Origin of the sequence: Sinimarinibacterium thermocellulolyticum (assembly GCF_040327995.1) — a bacterium.
Classification (GTDB): Bacteria; Pseudomonadota; Gammaproteobacteria; order Nevskiales; family Nevskiaceae; genus Solimonas; species Solimonas thermocellulolyticum.
On record NZ_JBEPIJ010000003.1, the window covers coordinates 225,408 to 239,486 of the forward strand.

The 14,079-nt window shown below is 68.8% G+C and carries 15 protein-coding genes and 1 pseudogene; 10 read left to right on the forward strand and 6 right to left on the reverse strand.

Annotated elements, in window-relative coordinates:
- Positions 1-5: 5 nt before the first annotated feature.
- Positions 6-185: a hypothetical protein gene (locus ABSH63_RS04265; protein WP_352887737.1), complete on the reverse strand. Its 180-nt coding sequence runs from the start codon at positions 183-185 to the stop codon at positions 6-8.
- A gap of 345 nt (positions 186-530) precedes the next feature.
- On the opposite strand from ABSH63_RS04265, the gene ABSH63_RS04270 reads away from it, so the two are divergent.
- From ABSH63_RS04270 to maiA, 4 genes are all read left to right on the forward strand, one after another.
- Positions 531-1,076 (forward strand): hypothetical protein, encoded by a 546-nt coding sequence (locus ABSH63_RS04270; protein ID WP_352887740.1) that lies wholly within the window; start codon positions 531-533, stop codon positions 1,074-1,076.
- Between the two features lie 137 nt (positions 1,077-1,213).
- A complete protein-coding gene (locus ABSH63_RS04275) occupies positions 1,214-1,387 on the forward strand; it encodes a hypothetical protein (RefSeq protein ID WP_352887743.1) in 174 nt (57 codons plus the stop codon).
- Between the two features lie 59 nt (positions 1,388-1,446).
- Positions 1,447-2,469 carry a fumarylacetoacetate hydrolase family protein gene (locus ABSH63_RS04280; RefSeq protein ID WP_352887746.1) on the forward strand — a complete coding sequence of 341 codons (1,023 nt, stop codon included), beginning with the start codon at positions 1,447-1,449 and terminating at the stop codon, positions 2,467-2,469.
- Between the two features lie 16 nt (positions 2,470-2,485).
- Entirely contained in the window at positions 2,486-3,133 is a 648-nt protein-coding gene (gene maiA, locus ABSH63_RS04285) for a maleylacetoacetate isomerase (RefSeq protein WP_352887749.1), read from the forward strand.
- Positions 3,134-3,185: 52 nt separating this feature from the next.
- On the opposite strand, the gene ABSH63_RS04290 is transcribed toward maiA, so the two are convergent.
- A complete protein-coding gene (locus ABSH63_RS04290; protein WP_352887752.1) occupies positions 3,186-3,704 on the reverse strand; it encodes an acyl-CoA thioesterase in 519 nt (172 codons plus the stop codon).
- A 148-nt stretch (positions 3,705-3,852) separates the two neighbouring features.
- Here ABSH63_RS04290 and ABSH63_RS04295 point away from each other — a divergent pair, with 148 nt between their 5' ends.
- A complete protein-coding gene (locus ABSH63_RS04295; protein WP_352887753.1) occupies positions 3,853-4,536 on the forward strand; it encodes an alpha/beta fold hydrolase in 684 nt (227 codons plus the stop codon).
- On the opposite strand, the gene ABSH63_RS04300 is transcribed toward ABSH63_RS04295, so the two are convergent.
- Positions 4,533-5,012 carry an Lrp/AsnC family transcriptional regulator gene (locus ABSH63_RS04300; protein WP_352887756.1) on the reverse strand — a complete coding sequence of 160 codons (480 nt, stop codon included), beginning with the start codon at positions 5,010-5,012 and terminating at the stop codon, positions 4,533-4,535. The genes ABSH63_RS04295 and ABSH63_RS04300 overlap by 4 nt on opposite strands.
- 125 nt (positions 5,013-5,137) lie before the next feature.
- Here ABSH63_RS04300 and ABSH63_RS04305 point away from each other — a divergent pair, with 125 nt between their 5' ends.
- The 4 genes and pseudogenes from ABSH63_RS04305 to lpdA all read left to right on the forward strand — a co-directional run bounded on the left by ABSH63_RS04305 (position 5,138) and on the right by lpdA (position 10,123).
- Positions 5,138-6,397 carry a thiamine pyrophosphate-dependent enzyme gene (locus ABSH63_RS04305; protein ID WP_352887757.1) on the forward strand — a complete coding sequence of 420 codons (1,260 nt, stop codon included), beginning with the start codon at positions 5,138-5,140 and terminating at the stop codon, positions 6,395-6,397.
- A gap of 11 nt (positions 6,398-6,408) precedes the next feature.
- Positions 6,409-7,413, forward strand: coding sequence for an alpha-ketoacid dehydrogenase subunit beta (locus ABSH63_RS04310; RefSeq protein WP_352887759.1), 1,005 nt, complete (start codon positions 6,409-6,411; stop codon positions 7,411-7,413).
- A gap of 5 nt (positions 7,414-7,418) precedes the next feature.
- Positions 7,419-8,714: a dihydrolipoamide acetyltransferase family protein gene (locus ABSH63_RS04315; protein WP_352887761.1), complete on the forward strand. Its 1,296-nt coding sequence runs from the start codon at positions 7,419-7,421 to the stop codon at positions 8,712-8,714.
- A pseudogene (gene lpdA / locus ABSH63_RS04320) lies at positions 8,711-10,123 on the forward strand (dihydrolipoyl dehydrogenase). The gene ABSH63_RS04315 and the pseudogene lpdA overlap by 4 nt, the downstream one beginning before the upstream one ends.
- A gap of 120 nt (positions 10,124-10,243) precedes the next feature.
- On the opposite strand, the gene ABSH63_RS04325 reads toward lpdA, so the two are convergent.
- Together ABSH63_RS04325 and ABSH63_RS04330 are read right to left on the reverse strand one after the other, a co-directional pair.
- Positions 10,244-11,230, reverse strand: coding sequence for a hypothetical protein (locus ABSH63_RS04325; protein WP_352887764.1), 987 nt, complete (start codon positions 11,228-11,230; stop codon positions 10,244-10,246).
- Positions 11,231-11,314: 84 nt separating this feature from the next.
- Complete coding sequence (locus ABSH63_RS04330) at positions 11,315-12,106, reverse strand: undecaprenyl-diphosphate phosphatase (RefSeq protein ID WP_352887765.1); 792 nt, start codon at positions 12,104-12,106, stop codon at positions 11,315-11,317.
- A gap of 22 nt (positions 12,107-12,128) precedes the next feature.
- Here ABSH63_RS04330 and ABSH63_RS04335 point away from each other — a divergent pair, with 22 nt between their 5' ends.
- On the forward strand, positions 12,129-12,890 hold the full coding sequence (locus ABSH63_RS04335; RefSeq protein ID WP_352887768.1) for a pteridine reductase: 762 nt from the start codon (positions 12,129-12,131) through the stop codon (positions 12,888-12,890).
- 85 nt (positions 12,891-12,975) lie between these two features.
- Here the strand turns inward: ABSH63_RS04335 and ABSH63_RS04340 are convergent, their stop codons facing one another.
- Complete coding sequence (locus ABSH63_RS04340) at positions 12,976-14,052, reverse strand: bifunctional transcriptional activator/DNA repair enzyme AdaA (protein WP_352887770.1); 1,077 nt, start codon at positions 14,050-14,052, stop codon at positions 12,976-12,978.
- Positions 14,053-14,079 lie beyond the last annotated feature (27 nt).

Here is a 14,079-nt window from a genome sequence, read left to right on the forward strand (position 1 = left end):
CAGTGTCAACCGGCCCAGGCAAGGGTCGGAAGACAACGCTGCACCGCCTTCGCCTCGGCGGCCCTGCGCCGGTCGCCGGACGACTGTCCGGTCCGATGGCGAAACGCGCTGTGAAACGCGCTCTGCTCGGCGCAGCCGAGCATGAACGCGATCTGGCAGAGCTGGACGTCGGGGACTTGCAGCATGGTGCTCGGTCTGTGCCTCCACCGGGGTGCGCGATGCCTCGTCCGAGGACAGGATCGGTAGCTCCAGAGCCGCAGCGTCGAAGACCAGCGCCGTGCGCGCGGCGCCCAAGCGCGGCGTCCCGCCGAAAACCCGTGTGTAGCCGGACACGTCTACCGCCTACGGAAACTGAAAGTGCGCGTCGAAACTCAAGGCCGGCCGGTTTGCGAGCCAGCGGACGAAGTGCGCGCGCCGCCAGCATGTGCTGAGGAATCACGGGATCGGGTGGCGCACCATGGGGCGCGGTCCATCGCCGGTGGGCGCGACCGCGAGATCCACCCGCCGGTGGTTCGGAGCAGGAGGTGCACGTGAACAAAGCCATGCGCCAGCTAGCGGCGCTCGCAGTATCGGCTGTCGTGATCTCGGGCTGCGCCGCCGGTAGCGGTCCGCAACCCCCGATCGACGAAGGTCCGCCGCCCGAGCTGCGCTCCTACGCGGTGCGCGGCAGCGCCGACAAGCTGCCCCTGATCCAGGTGGAGCAGATCGACAGCCGCTCGAACGATGGCCGCTTTCGCATCGAGTGGGAGGTCGGCGGCGCCAGGGCCTATGCCGCGGACCTGTATGTCAGCGAAGACCCGTATCCGCCGCTGTTTTCCTTCAGTGATGCGCAGGGGGACGTACGGATCTCCTCGCTGTACTGCTGGGTCGGGGATCCCGACTGCCGGCTGCGGCATGTGCTGAACTGCCGCTTCGATCCGCACAATGTCCTGCAATGCGACGGACAGGGCGCGGTCGACCTGACGCACTGGCTCGGCGAGTTGCCGCGAAAGGTCTGGCTCGTGCTCGAGGCCTGCAACCGGCAAGCCGATGCGACGCGCTGCGCCGCCAACGCGGTCGAGGTGGAGTTTCGGTGAACGCGATGAATGCGGCCCGCGATCCGACCGACCCCGGCGTAATTTGACGCCGTCGGATCCGTCGGTGCCGCTCAGGGGCACAGTTCACCGCCACCGCAGAAATCTCCGATGGCGGCTCGCTGGACGTCACCGCACAGGTGAACCGGTCCTCCTCCAACCCGGACGCGGCAACGACCGGCAACGCCAGTGGTTCCGAAGGCAAGGCCACGGCCGGGAGGCTATCGCGCACGCAGTTCGCCGGCGGCACCTGCGGCATCGCCACACGCGCCGCGCTCGACGCGCAGCGTGCCACACCCGATCCCTGCGGGTGAGCCGCGCGCGGAACGACTACCATGGTGCGTGGCGCACCGACCGATTCATAAAACGAACGATGAAGCTTGCGAGCCTCAAGGACGGCAGCCGCGACGGCCGCCTCGTCGTCGTCTCCACCGATTTGACTCGCTGCGTGCCGGCGACCGGCATCGCGCCGACCTTGCAGGCCGCACTCGATCGCTGGGACCAGACCGAGCCGGCGCTGCGCGCGCTTGCACAGCGCCTGGACGCCGGCGGCTGTGGCGACGAGGCCGAGGTCTTCCACCCCATCGCCTGCCACTCGCCGCTGCCTCGTGCCTACCAGTGGGCCGACGGCTCGGCCTACGTCAACCATGTGGAGCTGGTGCGCCGCGCGCGCGGCGCCGAGCTGCCGGACAGCTTTTGGACTGATCCGCTGATCTACCAGGGCGGCAGCGACAGCTTTCTCGATCCGATGGGGCCGATCGAGGCCGCGAGCGAGGACTGGGGTATTGATCTAGAAGCCGAGATCGCAGTGATCACCGGTGACGTACCGATGGGCGTCACCCCCGAAGCGGCGCGCAACTGCATACGGCTGGTGATGCTGGTCAACGACGTCTCGCTGCGCAATCTGATCCCGGCCGAGCTGGCCAAGGGCTTCGGCTTTTTCCAGTCCAAACCTTCGAGCGCGTTCTCGCCGGTCGCGGTCACGCCGGACGAACTCGGCGCCGCCTGGGACGGCGGCCGCGTGCATCTGCCGCTACGCTCCAGCATCAATGGCCACGTGCTCGGCGTGCCCAATGCCGGCGTCGACATGACCTTCGACTTCCCGACGCTGATCGCGCACGCGGCCAAGACGCGCAAACTGGCGGCCGGCAGCATCATCGGTTCCGGCACGGTCTCCAACCGCGATGCCGGCGGCGGGCCGGGCAGGCCGGTCGCGGACGGCGGCGTCGGCTATTCCTGCCTTGCCGAGGTACGCATGATCGAGACGCTGTTGCACGGCAAGCCGCGGACGCCGTTCCTGCGCTTCGGCGATCAGGTGCGCATCGAGATGCTCGACGCGCAGGGACGCTCGATCTTCGGCGCGATTGAACAGGTGGTTGCGCGCCACCGGCCCTGAAGCGAAGGAGGACTCGATGCTCAAGCTCTATTCCTACTGGCGTTCGTCGGCCAGCTACCGCGTGCGTATCGCGCTCAACCTCAAGGGCCTGCCGTACGAGATCGTGCCGGTACACCTCGTGCGCGATGGCGGACAGCAGTTCTCGGCCGCGTACCGCGCGCTCAATCCGCAGTCGCGCGTGCCGCTGCTGGTCGATGGCGACTTCGTGCTCAACCAGTCTCTGGCGATTCTCGACTACCTGGAGGCCCAACATCCGCAGCCGGCGCTCTTGAGCGGCGATGCGCGCACCAAGGCACGTATCCGCGCGTTCTGCCTGACCATCGTCGCCGACATCCAGCCGCTGCAGAACACCTCGGTGCTGAAGTATCTCGGCCAGACGCTGCAGGTGGGCGAGGATGCGCGCACGGCCTGGCTGCGACACTGGATCACGCGCGGGCTCGCCGCGCTCGAGGAAGGTTTGCGCGACGTGCCGGATGCGCCCTTCGTCTTCGGCGCATCGCCGAGCTGGGCCGATTGCGTGCTGGTGCCGCAGATCTATGCGGCGCAGCGTTTCGGCTGTGACGCCGCGCGCTATCCGCGGCTCGCGCGCGTGGCTGCGCACTGCGCGACGCTGCCGGCCTTCCAGCGCGCGCACCCGGACGCGCAGCCCGACGCCGGCGCTTGAGGGCAGGGTCGCGCCGGCCCGGCCTTCGGCGTCGCCGGATCTTCGCCCCGGGTCACGGCTGTCGACCGGCGCGCAGGCGTTTCATTTCCTCGGCATGGCGCAGGCGCAGTTCGCGGCGCAACTGCGCCTCCTCGAACCGGTGCTTCTCGGCGGCCGACTCCGGCTTGAGCGGCGGAACCGGCACCGGCTTGCCGTCGGCGTCGACGGCGACGAAGGTCAGATAGGCCGACAGGATGTGGCGCCGCTCGCCGCCGCCGGCGCGCTCGGCCTCGACCTTGCAGCCGACTTCCATCGACGTCGTCCACGCACGATTGACCGAGCAGTTGAAGATCAGCACGTCGCCGCGTTTGGCCGGGGCGATGAAGTGCACCGCGTCGACGCTCGCGGTCACGCAGACGCCGCCGGCGTGACGGTCCGCGGCGACCGCGGCGAAGCGGTCCATCAAGGCCATGATCTGGCCGCCGAACACCGTGTCGTTGGCGTTCAGATCGTTCGGAAACACCATGTAGACCTGTTCGCGCACGGCGGAGTGGCTCACCGGCTTGGCCGGGACATCACCGATATCCTGCATTTTGCTCCCACCTTTGCTGACGTTTGCCGCGCCGGATGCCGACGCCGCCGGCACCGGGTTGCGGCGTATCGTGCAGCAGCGAGACGGCCGCGCGCCAAGGTCCGTGGCCGTCTGCACACACAGCCACGGATGGAAGGGACTCGGACCGATGACCACGGCAGCGCTCGCCGTCGAACGGCACTATGCCATCACGCGCGATGCCGTGCCCTTGGTCGTGGCCCGCTTCGTCTGCCACCAGCCGCGACGCGCCTGCCTGCTCCTCAGCGACCCCGCGCTCGATCGCTCGTTCTGGATGCGGGGGGCGCCGTCGGCGATCGAGCACCTGCTGGGTCGCGGCTGCGAGGTATTCGTGGCCGAGCTGCGCGGCTGCGGTCTGTCGGCAGCGGCCGGCGCGCCGACGGCGCGTCGCCTGCACGACCACGTGGCGCTCGACGTTCCGGCCTTGGTCGCCGCCATACGCCGCCTCAGCACGCCGCTGCCGCTGTACGGGGTGGGCCACCGCCGCGCGGCCACGCTCGCCCTCAATGCCGGCGGTTTCGACGGCGTCGTCGGCCTCGACGCCGCGCCGCTACCGGGAATGGCCGCGGGTGCGGGTGCATCCGTCGCGCTGCTGGTGGCCGGCGCCGATGACGCGCGCGCGCAGCGCGACGGTCGGGAGCTGGCTGCGCTCTTCGGTGCTCGGCAGGGCGAGGTCCACACCGCGGCGTCGCGCCGCTCTGGGCTCATCGTCGATGGCGAGGCCGCGCGTGCGCTGTGGTCAAAGGTGGTCGCCTGGCTGGATGCCGCGGCGCGCCCGGCAACGCCCGATCTCGTCGACGCCGGTTCGGGTTAGCTCCGCTGCAGTCGCAGCGGTAGGCGCGTCGTGTTCACCGTTTGACTCATCGAGATCGACGAGCTGATCTCCTGTACGCCGTCGATCTGCGACAGCTTCTGCCAGAAGAACTGCTCGTACTCCTCGATGCTGCCGACGAGGATCTTGAGCAGAAAATCGACGTCGCCCATCAGCGTGTGACACTCGATCACCTGCGGGAACAGTTTCACCGCGGCAAGGAAGTTCGGCAGCACGTCGCGGCCGTGACGCGCCATCTTCACGTGTGCGATCACCATCACGCCGAGCCCGACCTTGCGGTGATCCAGCAAGGCGACGCGCGCGCGGATCACGCCGCTGTCGGTGAGCTTCTGGATGCGCCGCCACACCACCGTGCGCGACGAGGCCACCTGCTCGGCGATGTCGGCGATCGGCAGGGTAGCGTCGCGCTGCAATAGATCGAGGATGCGCAGGTCGAGCGCATCGAGTTCCGGGTTCATGTGTTCCGATCTTACGCCTTTGAGGGGAACGATGTTCCACGGATACGGATTCTGGGTAGAAATCAGGGACGAATGTGCGCCGGCGCACTTCTAGAATGTTTCGCGTGCATGGTGAGGAGACTGGCATGGCAGACAACAAGCCGAAACGTGCCCGGCCGCAGGTTTCGCAGGCGCTGCGCCTGCACGTCCCCGAGCCCGCCGCGAGGCCGGGAGACGACCCCGACTTCAGCTACGTGCGAGTGCCCAAGGCCGGTGCGCTCGAGCGCCCGGCCATCGACACCGCCGAGCCGGCGCTGCGCCCCTACGCCGAAAGCCTGGTGCGTGTGCTCGACGAAGAGCACCGCGCCGTCGGCGACTGGAATCCGCGGCTCGACGCCGACACCCTGCGCCGCGGTCTGCGCCACATGCTGCTCACCCGCATCTTCGACGACCGCATGCTGCGCGTGCAGCGCCAGGGCAAGACCTCGTTCTACATCAAGTCCACGGGCGAGGAGGCGGTCGCGGTCGCGCAGGCCTACGCGCTGCATCCGGACGACATGCTGTTTCCGAGCTATCGCCAGCAGGGCCTTTTGATTGCGCGCGGCCATTCGCTCGTCGACATGATGTGCCAGGTCTACAACAACACGCGCGATCGTCTCAAAGGGCGGCAGTTGCCGATCATGTACTCGGTGCGCGAGAAGAACTTCTTCTCGATCTCCGGCAACCTCGGCACGCAGTTTCCGCAGGCGGTCGGCTGGGCAATGGCCTCGGCGATGAAGGGCGACACGCGCATCGCCGCCAGTTGGGTCGGCGAGGGCACCACGGCGGAAGCAGACTTCCACTACGCCTTGACCTTTGCGGCGGTCTACCAGGCCCCGGTGATCCTCAACGTGGTCAACAACCAGTACGCGATCTCCTCGTTCCAGGGCTTCGCCGGTGGCGAGCATGCGACCTTCGCGCAGCGCGCGATCGGTTACGGCCTTCCCGGCATCCGTGTGGACGGCAACGACTTTCTCGCGGTCTACGCGGTCACGCAGTGGGCGGCCGAGCGCGCGCGCGCCAATCACGGTGCGACGCTGATCGAGCTGTTCACCTACCGCGCCGCCGCGCACTCGACCAGCGACGATCCCTCCGCCTACCGGCCCGAGAACGAGTTCGCGCGCTGGCCGCTCGGGGATCCGATCGAGCGGCTCAAGCAGCACCTGATCGCCATCGGCGAATGGAGCGAAGCGCAGCACGAGCAGTTGGCCAAGGACCTCGACGACGAGGTGCGCGCCGACCTCAAGGAGGCCGAGAGCTACGGCACGCTGTCCACGCCGCCGGCGAGTCCCAAGACCATGTTCGAGGACGTGTTCAAGGAAATGCCCGCGCACCTGATCCGGCAGCGGCAAGAGATGGGGTACTGACGATGCCGAAGATGAACATGATCCAGGCGATCAACTCCGCGCTCGACGTGATGCTCGGTCGCGACGACAACGTCGTCGTCTTCGGCGAGGACGTCGGTTATTTCGGTGGCGTGTTCCGCTGCACCGCCGGCCTGCAGAAGAAGTACGGCAAGACGCGGGTGTTCGACACGCCGATCGCCGAGGGCGGCATTCTCGGCGTGGCCATCGGCATGGGCGTCTACGGTCTGCGGCCGGTGCCGGAGATCCAGTTCGCCGACTACATCTACCCGGCCTTCGACCAGCTCGTGTCCGAGGCCGCGCGCTTGCGCTACCGCTCGGGCGGCGAGTACTGGGCGCCGATCACGGTGCGCGCGCCCTGCGGCGGTGGCATTTTCGGCGGGCAGACGCATTCGCAGTCGCCGGAGGGCATCTTCACCCACGTCAGCGGCCTGAAGACGGTGATGCCGTCGAACCCCTATGACGCCAAGGGTCTGCTGATCGCGGCGATCGAGGACGACGATCCGGTGATGTTCTTCGAGCCCAAGCGCATCTACAACGGGCCGTTCGACGGTCATCACGACCGACCGTTGCAGCCGTGGTCGAAGTTCCCGCAGAGCGAAGTGCCCGATGGCTATTACCGCATCGACCTGGGCAAGGCCGCGGTCGCCCGGCCGGGCAGCGAGGTCACCGTGCTCGCCTACGGCACGATGGTGCATGTCAGCGTCGCCGCCGTGGAGGAAGCCGAGATCGACGGCGAGGTCATCGACCTGCGCTCGCTGGTGCCGATCGATCTCGATACGATCGTCGAGTCGGTGAAGAAGACCGGCCGCTGTGTGATCGTGCACGAGGCCACGCGCACCAGCGGCTTCGGTGCCGAGCTCTCGGCCCTGGTGCAGGAACACTGCTTCTACCACCTGGAAGCGCCGATCGAACGCGTCACCGGCTGGGACACGCCCTACCCACATGCCTTCGAGTGGCACTACTTCCCCGGGCCCGAGCGCGTGATGCGCGCGCTCAAGAAGGTGATGGAGGGGTGAAGGCCATGGGCAAGTACGTGTTCAAGCTGCCCGACGTCGGCGAAGGTATCGCCGAGTCCGAGATCGCGACCTGGCGTGTCGCCGTCGGCGACACCGTGCGCGAAGACCAGCCGCTGGTGGACATGCTCACGGAGAAGGCGGCCGTGGAGCTGCCGTCGCCGGTCGCCGGCACCGTGATCGAGCTGTGCGGCCAGCCGGGCGATCGAATCGCCGTGGGCGCGCCGCTGGTGGTGCTGGAAGTCGACGGCGCGGGCAACGCTAAGGATGAGCCGCCGGTCGTGCGCAAACCGGCCGCCGCACCCATGCCCCAAGCCGAGGTACCGTCGGTGAAGGCGCAGACTGCGCCACCCGCAAGCGCGGCCGTCGCCCCGGCGGCGCAACGCGCCAGTGCGCCGACGCAGCCCGCGCGCCGCAAGCCTGGCGAAAAGCCCATCGCTGCCCCTGCCGTGCGCCAGCGTGCGCGCGACCTGGGCATTGATCTGCGCCTGGTCGTCGGCAGCGGTCCGGCCGGGCGCATCACCCACGCCGATCTCGATGCCTACGCAAAAGGCGCCAGCCGCGCGCAGGCGGGCGCGCAAGTGGCGCCGCGCACCGGGGTCGAGGAGATCAAGATCATCGGCCTGCGCCGCAAGATCGCCGAGGCGATGCAGCGCGCCAAACAGCGCATCCCGCACTTCGCCTATGTCGAGGAGCTCGACGTCACCGAGCTGGAGGCGCTGCGCGCGCATCTGAACGACACGCGGCGACCGGAGCAGCCCAAGCTGACGCTGCTGCCGTTCCTGCTGCGCGCGCTGGTGCAGGTGCTGCCGCGCTTCCCGCAGGTGAACGCGACCTACGACGACGAGGCCGGCGTGCTGCGCCGCTACGCCGCCGTGCACTGCGGCATCGCCACGCAGACACCCTCGGGCCTCGTCGTGCCGGTGCTGCGTCACGCCGAGACGCTGGATGTCTGGCAGATGGCGGCCGAGATCAGGCGCCTCGCCGAGGCCGCACGCAGCGGCAAAGCCACGCGCGACGAGCTGTCCGGATCGAGCATCACCATCACCAGCCTCGGCGCGCTCGGCGGCATCGTCTCGACGCCGGTGATCAATGCCCCGGAAGTGGCCATCATCGGCGTCAACAAGCTGGTGGAGCGGCCGATGTTCGTACGCGGCGCGGTCGTGCCGCGGCTGCTGATGAACCTGTCCTCTTCCTTCGACCATCGCATCGTCGATGGCTACGACGCCGCGCAATTCATCCAGGCGCTGAAGCAGCGGCTCGAACATCCGGCGACGCTGTTCCTGACGGAGGGCGGGGCGTGAGCAAGAAGATCACCACGCAGGTGCTGGTCGTCGGCGGCGGCCCCGGCGGTTATGTCGCGGCGATCCGTGCTGGTCAGCTCGGGCTCGACACGACGCTGGTCGAGGCCGAGCGCCTCGGCGGCACCTGCCTGATCCGCGGCTGCATTCCGTCCAAGGCCTTGATCCACACGGCGAGCCGCTTCGCCGAACTGCGGCAGCTCGCGGCGCAGGCGCACGCCGGCATCGCGCTCCATGCGGCGCCGGTGTTCGATCTCGTCGGCGCGGTGCAGTGGAAGGACGGCATCGTCGACAGGCTCAGCAACGGCGTCGCCGGACTGCTGAAGAAGGCCAAGGTGCGCGTGATCGACGGCTACGCCAAGTTTTCCGACGCGCGCAGCTGTAGCGTGCAGACCGCCGAGGGCGCGATCGAGATCGGCGCCGAGCACGTGATTCTGGCGACCGGTTCGGTCGCCGCCGGTCTGCCGCAACTGCCCTGGGGCGAGCACGTGATCTCCTCGACCGAGGCCTTGTCGCTCACCGCGCTGCCCAAGCGCCTGGTCGTCGTCGGTGCCGGCTACATCGGGCTGGAACTGGGCATCGCCTTCGCCAAGCTCGGCGTCGAGGTGCGCATCGTCGAGGCGCTCGAGCGCATCCTGCCGAGCTACGACCGCGAGCTGGTGCGCCCGGTCGAGCAGTGGCTTAAGAAGCGCGGCATCGAGGTGCTGTTGAACACCAAAGCGCAGGATGTCGTGCGCGCCGACGGCGGCCTGCGCGTCACCGTGCAGACCGGCAGCCAGGCGCCGCGCGATCTCACCTGCGACAAGCTTTTGGTCGCCGTCGGCCGCAAGCCGAACACGCAGGGCTGGGGGCTCGAACAGATGGCGTTGACGATGAACGGTGCCTTCGTCAAGGTCGACGCCCAGTGCCGCACGGCGATGCGCAACGTCTGGGCGATCGGCGATCTGGTCGGCGAGCCCATGCTCGCGCACAAGGCCTCGGCGCAGGGCGAGATGGTGGCGGAGTTGATCGCGGGCCGCCGCCGCGCCTTCGATCCAGTGGCGATCCCCGCCGTGTGCTTCACCGAACCCGAGATCGTCGCAGTGGGTCTGTCGCCGGACGAGGCCAAGGCGCAGGGCATCGACATCGTCACCGGCCAGTTCCCGTTCGCCGCGAACGGCCGTGCACTGACGATGGACGCCGGTGCCGACGGCGGCTTCGTGCGCGTGACCGCGCGCGCCGACAATCACCTGGTGCTCGGCATCCACGCCGTGGGTGCCCATGTCTCCGAGCTTTAGGGCGAGTTCGCGCACGCGCTGGAAATGGGCGCGCGGCTCGAAGACCTCGCCCACACCATCCACGCGCACCCGACGCTGACCGAGGCCCTGCCCGAGGCGGCGCTCGGCGCGCTCGGCCACGCGATCCACGTCTGAGCACCGTGAAGTGCGCTCGTCCGGCCGCCGGCGCAGCGCAGGGAATCGCCGACTGGCCGATGCGCCCTGCAGCCGATCCGCGGCGGGCGCGGGGTGTGCGTCATCGCCGCCGGCGCGCGATCACCTCCACTCGCCTTCGCCGTGATCGCCCACGGCCGGCGCATGTCCTTGGCGCAGGCGCAGCCACCAGGCACGCATCGCGGTGATGCGTTTTCGCAGCGACCGGCGGTATCGCGAGCGCCGCAGCAGTCGTCGGTACGGTGCGCTCTGGCGCAGGGCCAGTAGCTCGACCTCGGCGGGCTGCCAGGATGCGCAGGCCGCGGCGAGGTCTTCGGTGGTTTGATCCGGCGGCTGCTCGGCGAACCAGGCGCGCAAGCGCATCGGCCATTCGATGCCGTAGTTCCAGTAGTGCGTCAGGCCATCGTCCAGCGCACGAACGTCGTAAGCCGCATCGGCTGCCAGCGACAGGGCGAGCTGTTCGACCGTGCGCCGCAGGGCGGTCAACGGCAGCAGCGCGTCATTGATCGACAGCGCATGGTCGAAAAGCCCCTGGGCCTGCGCCGGCACGCCGATCGCGCCCACGTTCCACGACGGCCAGGGCCCGGCGCTGCGCACGCCGAGCCGGCGCAGCAGGGCGGTATGGCCATTGAGCAGTTGGCTGTAGCCGTGGCGGGGATCGAGCCCGATCGATTCCTCGAACACGTGGAAGAACACCGCCGGTCTTGCGTCGGGCGGCGGATGATTCAATGCGTGCAAGGCCTGCCACGGCAGGGCGCACCAGCGCGTGTCGCCGTCCACGGCCACGAGCGGCGTGCCGATCTCCCGGACCGCGCGGCGCAGGACTTCGAGCTTGATGCGATGGACGTAGTCCAAAGGTCCGCGCCAGGCGCGCAACTGCCCGGCGTCGAGGCGGTGCACGACAATGAGCGCATGATCCGGAATCCACTGCGGCCGGTCGGTGTAGACGTGGATGTTCGCGCGCAGTCCCGGGGTGTGCCGGAGCAGATGCAGCAGGGTGAGCAGCGAGTACCGGGTCTGCAGATGAAAATCGTCGTGTCCGTGCACGACGTACACGAACCGTGCCGTCAAGCCTGAGGTGTGGGACATGATGGCCCTCGGCGTCTGAGGATGGACCGGCAAAGCCGCGCTGCGCGGCATGGGATCATCGGCGGCGGATCGGTGGCGGTCACGTCAGCCCCCGATGGTCAGCAATACGGCGCCGAGCAGGATGCGGTAGTAGGCGAAGGGCACGAAGCTGTGCTCGGCGATGTAACGCAGCAGCCATTTGACCGCCGCGAATCCGACTGCGGCGGAGACCGCGAAGGCCACGACTAGATCGCGCCACGGCTCGCGGATGCGCGCTACCGGGTCGGTGAGCGTCTGCAGCAGCTCGTAGCCGGTGGCGGCGAACATGGTCGGGATGCCGACGATGAAGGCGAATTCAGCGGCGCGCCGTCGGTCGGTCAAACCGAACAGCAGCGCGGCGAAGATCGCCGCGGCCGAGCGCGAGGTGCCGGGGAACACGCCGGCGATCACTTGTGCGATGCCCACCGCGAAGGCGACGCCCCAACCGATCTGGCTGCGCACCGGCTGGCGCTTGAGCCAGGCCTCCACTGCGAAGATGACGAAACCACCGATGATCAGCGCCCAGGCCACCGGCGCGACCGTTTCCGGCAGGGCGACGCCGAGCCGTTTGGCGAGTAGACCGAGCACCGCGGTGATGCCGAACGCCGCGACGATCTTGCCCAGCAAGTCGCGGATCTCGGGATCGCGGTGCCAGCGCGTGGCCAGCGTCCACAACCGCTCGCGGTACACCAGTGTGACGGCGAGGATCGCGCCGCATTGGATGGCGATGTTGAACAAGTCCGATCGACGGTCCAGCCAGATCTGGGCGATCAGCAGATGGCCGGTGCTGGAGATCGGCAAAAATTCGGTCAGTCCCTCGATGATGCCGAGTAGGATCGCTTGCAGCAGGCCGTCCACGGAAGAAGGTTCACGACGAAAAATGGCGAGCAAGGATAATGGAGCGGGCGTTCTGGCGCGTGTGGCGCTGATCACGGGGGCGGCGCGGCGCATCGGCGCGGCGATCGCCACCGCCCTGCATGGGCACGGCTGGAACGTCGTCCTGCACGCGCATGCCTCGATCGACGCGGCGCGCGCGCTGGCCCAGACGCTCGACGCGCGCCGTGCGGGCAGCGCCATCGCCCTCGACGCCGATCTGCGCGACGCGCGGCAGATCGAGACGGTGGCGCAGGCCGCGCACGCGCGCTGGCAGCGGCTCGACGCGCTGGTCAACAACGCATCGAGCTACTACCGCACGCCGCTCGGTTCGATCACCGCGGCGCAGATCGACGAGCTGCTCGCCAGCAATCTGCGCGCGCCCTTGCTGCTGAGCCAGGCCTGCGTACCGCTGCTGGCCGATGGCGGTGCGATCGTCAACGTCGTCGATGCCCTGCTGCGCCGGCCGATGCGCGGCTTTGCGCCGTATTACGCGGCCAAGGCCGGGCTTGCGTCGCTGACCGAAACCCTGGCGCTGGAGCTGGCGCCGCGGATTCGCGTCAACGGCGTCGCGCCTGGGCACATGCTCTGGGCCACGAGCGATGCGCTGACGACGACGCAACAGGACGCCGAACTCGCCCGCATTCCGCTGCGGCGGCTCGGTGGCGCCGACGCCATCGCGCAGGCGGTGCGGTATCTGTTGTCGGACGATGCGGCCTACGTCACCGGCGCGGTGTTGCCGGTCGACGGCGGGCTGCGGCTGGCCTGACCGGGCGCGATTCGGGTTTGCCGGCCCAGCGATACCAAAGCGCGCTTTGATCAGCCCACCCGGCCATCCGCGGCCGGGTTATCGGTCAGGCGCCGCCCGTGGCGGCATCGCCGGAGCGCGCCGCCGCGTCGCGCTCGATCTCAAACAAGCGCTGCTTGCGCCAGCGTCCGCCACCGTAGCCGCCGAGCGCGCCGTTCTTGTTCACGACGCGGTGGCAGGGGATGAGGATGGCGATGCGGTTCTTGCCGTTGGCCGAACCGACGGCGCGGCAGGCGCCGGGGCGGCCGACGACTTGCGCCAGGTCTTGGTAGGAGCGGGTCTGGCCATAAGGGATGTCGAGCAGTGCGGTCCACACGGTGCGCTGGAACGCCGATCCGGGAAAGACCAGCGGCAGCGTGAAGCTGGTGCGCGCGCCGCGGAAGTATTCGGCGAGCTCGACCCTGAGCCGCGCGAGGTGGGGATGCTCGCCCGGCACGAGCGGCACCTTGAAGTGTTTGCGCAACGCGTCGAACTGCGCTTTGAGCATGCGTCGCTCGGTGAATTCGAGCAGCACGATGCCCTCGTCGCGAGCGGCGGCGAGCATAGGGCCGAGCGGGCTGTCGAGCCAGGCGACGCGGATCGGGTCGAGGCCGGCGTCTGCGGGTGCGCGGCCGAAGCTGCGCTCGAACGCGCTGCGAAAGCCGCTTTCCGACTCAAAGCCGTGGCCGATCGCCAGATCGGTGACCGACTCGCCGTTGCGGATGGCCTGCAAAGCGGTGTTCATGCGTCGTCCTCGGCAATAGGCGGAAAAGCTCATGCCGCAGTGGTCCTTGAACCAGCGGCGCACGCGCGCCGGATCGAGCCCGCGCTCGCGCAGCTCTCGTTCACGGATACGGCGCGCGGGATCGCGCTCGATGTCCTCGATCAGCCGCGCGATCCACGGCGGCGGCGTGCCCGGCGCATCCAGCGGCCGACAGCGCTTGCACGGTCGGTAGCCGGCCAAGCTCGCAGCGCGCGCATCGGCGAAGAACTCGACGTTCTCGGGCCTGGGCTTCTTCGCGCGACACGATGGCTTGCAGAAGATGCCGGTCGTTCGCACGCCGAAGTAGAACACGCCGTCGTAGCCGGCGTCGCAGGCCAGATACGCGCGCTGCATCTCGGCGGTGGAGGGCAGTTGCGGCATGCGCCGATGCTAGGCCGTGGGCGCGCG